Source organism: Acidiphilium sp. PM, assembly GCF_000219295.1.
Taxonomy (GTDB): Bacteria; Pseudomonadota; Alphaproteobacteria; order Acetobacterales; family Acetobacteraceae; genus Acidiphilium; species Acidiphilium multivorum.
The window spans coordinates 1-3,497 of the sequence record NZ_AFPR01000593.1 but is presented as its reverse complement, the minus strand read 5'-3'; the positions used below and the strand labels follow the sequence as shown (position 1 = coordinate 3,497).

The window sequence follows — 3,497 nt, the reverse complement described above, 5'->3', positions numbered from 1 at the left end:
CGCAGACCACGGACGGCTTCAAGACGTATGTGTCCGGGTCACGGCACCGGGAGCGGGATTACTGGCTGACCTCTGAGGGGGCCGAGCGTCAGGAAATCGCGGGCCGCCGGCCGCTGGGCGATCCGCGCCCAATCCGTGAGCACGACATTTGGACGAACTGGACGCGGAACATCGCGCGCCAGCCTGAAAAGACCAATGCGCTCGATCTGGTGAAGATCGGCGAGGAGGCCCGCCGCAATGCGGCTCGCGCCTTCCTCAAAGGGCTGGCGGTCGACGAGAAGCGCGAGGCCGCGGGCTTACCCGCTGACCTGTCCCAGCGTTTTGCGCGGACCCAGGCCCGGGCCAGTGCGCAAGGCCGCTTGACCGAAACTATGACCCGCGCTGCCGAGGATAAGGGGCAGGCGCTGGCCCGCATCGAGCGGGCAGCACCCGCCGTGCGTGCGGCCGTGGCGGCCGGCTGGGAGCGGGCGCGGCCCTTGATCGAGGCTGCGCATCGGAGTGCCCGAGCGCGGCTACAGAGCGCGCTGGAGGGGCATCGCCGGCGTCAGGCGCAGCGGCAAGCCGAGGACCGGCCTGTTGAGCAGGAAAGCCGGAAGCGTGGGCGTAGCCGGTAACGGCGACCAAATCGGGTTCGTTACGTCCGCGCAGGGCAGAAAGCCACCGTACAGAACGGACTGACTGAACGGCGGCTGTGCGCCCAAACTAGTCATCCGCTAGGCCGGCCTCGACGCTCAAAAGGGGACATTCTGTCTCCGTTCGATTTTGACCGGGTAGGGGGAAGCCGGTAGTCCGTTGTCCGGCGCGGGCTGGATAAAGCAGACATTGCCACCCTGGCGGCCTTAGGGGGTTCTTGTGACGGTCTGCTTGTAGAGAGAGGTCGCATTAACCAGACTTTCAATTCTACACTGAACGACGACAGAGGACCATATACAGCCAACTCCCACAACCGGACATGGTAGAGCGCCTGACGTGATTTCTATTCTCGATGTAGAGAAGCGATGGGTCTTGATTGAGGTGGATAGCGGTGAGTGAGGAGATGTTTACAGCTGCTACCTGTCAGGCTCTACCCACGCGGCAGCGCACGTGTGTTCAATCAGCCAAGACACGGTGTGACATTTCTCCGTCAAGGTTCATTCCTCTGTGTCGAGCACCTCTTCCGTCGGGCGCGCGGCTGGCGCCTGAATACGCATTTTGGCTTCGAGATTGGCGATCAGGCGACTGATATCGGGATCGCCGATCTTTTCCTCAGCCTCTTTCATCTCGGCGATGGCGCGGTCGAATATGTTGGTGCTCCCTGTGAGCCGGGCGGCAGCCAGCCCGACCTCACAGTATGCGGTCAGGATGGCCTTGTTAGAGCGGAAACGCCGCACGGCCGCGGCCGCCATTTCAGCAGCTTCGGTAATGATGGCAGCGCGATCCTCATGCATCAGGCCACGAGAGCGTAATGCGCGTTCCGCGGTGAGGTTGATCTTGTATCTGACGATGGGCCCGTCGGATCTGCCGAAATCCTTCTCGAACAGCCTTATCTCGGCCTCTGCGGGATCAAACTGCTCGAGCTCAATGAGGTTGCGAATGAGACGATGGCGAGGGACACGCTCGCGCGGCGCAATCGACATCATCTTGCGCAGGAGAATGTTTTGGTCCTTCTTGTCCAAAATGGTCGCGAGGCCGGTTTCGATGTTGCATAGCTCGCGAAGCGTGCGGATCTCGATGTCATAGGTGGGGGAGATGCCGTCGATGATTTTGCTGAAGAGATCGAAGCGCTTTTCGGTATCGTAGAATTTGTTACGGGCGATGATGTTCATGATCACCGCGTGGCGACCGTGCCAGGTGTAAATTCCTTCCCGCTCGCTCTGCGTTTCTTCTTCAATGATGTCTTCGAGATGCACCAATGCGGCCGCAACATACTCAGCAGAGATCCCGAGCAGGCGTATAACGAGCTGGCGGTGGACACGTACGCCGGCACTTTCGAGCGCTGCGACAAATCGATAGATGTCGCGCGATGCCTCATTCAGCCCTGCGTATTCGCGTAGGATGATGTCGTCGAGCTTGTCGGACGAGAAAATGTTCTTCAGGCAGACGAAGAAATCGGCGGAGCAGCGCTCCACCAGGCGCCGGCGGCGTTCGACGCGATTGAAGCCAGAGAACGTCTCCTCCACGAGGCGGCGCAGCGGATCGTTCGTTTCAATCAATGTCAGAAGGCGGTCGATTTCGTCGTCTTGGACGCGATTGAAAGAGAACTCTCGGCCGGCGTTGAAATACGCCGGCGTTTTAACCCGAGGTCCCCAATGGTGTTTACTGGATACTAGCACGAGTTTTAGGTGCTGCGGCGTGTCCGAGGAGAGCTTGTCGATCAGTTCATTGACCTGCGGAAGATCGGCATGTGCTTCATCGATGAACAAGACGCCGTATTCATGCTGCATCCTTAGACGCTGCGAAACCCGGAGCCAGTCTGCGACCCGCAGGTGCTGATCGGCCTTGTGCTCCCAGGCTCGATAGTCTTTCGCTATGAGGGAAGAAAGGACCTGTCGGGCGGCTGTGGTCTTGCCGACGCCACTAGGCCCAAGCATCGTTCCCACGAAGATGTCTGGCTTATCAAACTCCTGACATATGGCGTCCGCGACGTTGCGCCTGAAGGTCAAGCCCGCCGCGATATCGCCATACGATGCAGGCCTGCCGTTGTACATGGCACTTACGTCGGCCGGTTTAGACGCGACCGCATGAGCAACGTCAACCGTCGAGGGCCGCAATTGCGGGACGAAGTCGAGCGGGTCCAAAGTGCTCGCTATCGGGGTCGGCGTTCCGGATATTCTGCCGATTAGGCCCGCAAAGAAGTCGTCGATTCCCGCGAAGCAAACGGTCAGGCCCTTGGCCTCATATAGAGACGCCAGACCCTCGTCGCGCTTATACATGAGCAGGATAATGCGACTGCCGGCGCCGATTTTCTGATTCGCCTTTGCCGCCTGATCGACAACCGCGCGGATGTCGGGATCGGCGAGCGAATGGCCGATGATGACCAGAGTTGCGCCAGCAAGATCGCCCTCAAGGCGGTCATACAGCATCTTACGAAAGTCGTGAGTCAGGGTGTAGTCGTTTTCCGTCAAGATGATACGGGACTGGTTACCGTCGACCGCGTCTTTGTCAATGGTCCCGTGCAACTTGAAGAGCTGGACTGTATCGGCAGAGCGATCAACCCCGAAGTCGAAGTTGCTCGAATAAGCCGCGATCGGGATACCTTTTCGAACGTAGGACGCTTCGATCAGCGTGTCGTAGTTCGTTGTGTACAGGCTCTTCCACGGGTAAAGGGGAAGATTCAGGATCGCCCCTGACGGTTTCAGCCCTCGAAACTGGGACCGTAACTCAGCGATCAGCCGGGCGCGGTCTTTCGTCTGGATCTCGATGATGCCGGTCTGTTCGGACAGTGTATATCCCTGTGCTGCAACTGCAAATGCTCTCTCGAAATGCGCTTTGAGATGATCCACACCGGGGGCCCCGTA

The 3,497-nt window shown here is 59.3% G+C and carries 1 protein-coding gene and 1 pseudogene; one reads left to right on the top strand and one right to left on the bottom strand.

Annotated elements, in window-relative coordinates:
* A pseudogene (locus tag APM_RS19135) lies at window positions 1-614 on the top strand (AAA family ATPase); the annotation flags it as partial.
* A 516-nt stretch (window positions 615-1,130) separates the two neighbouring features.
* Here the strand turns inward: APM_RS19135 and APM_RS19130 are convergent.
* Window positions 1,131-3,497: SIR2 family protein (locus APM_RS19130; RefSeq protein WP_138919283.1), on the bottom strand; the 2,367-nt coding region annotated here is incomplete at its 5' end.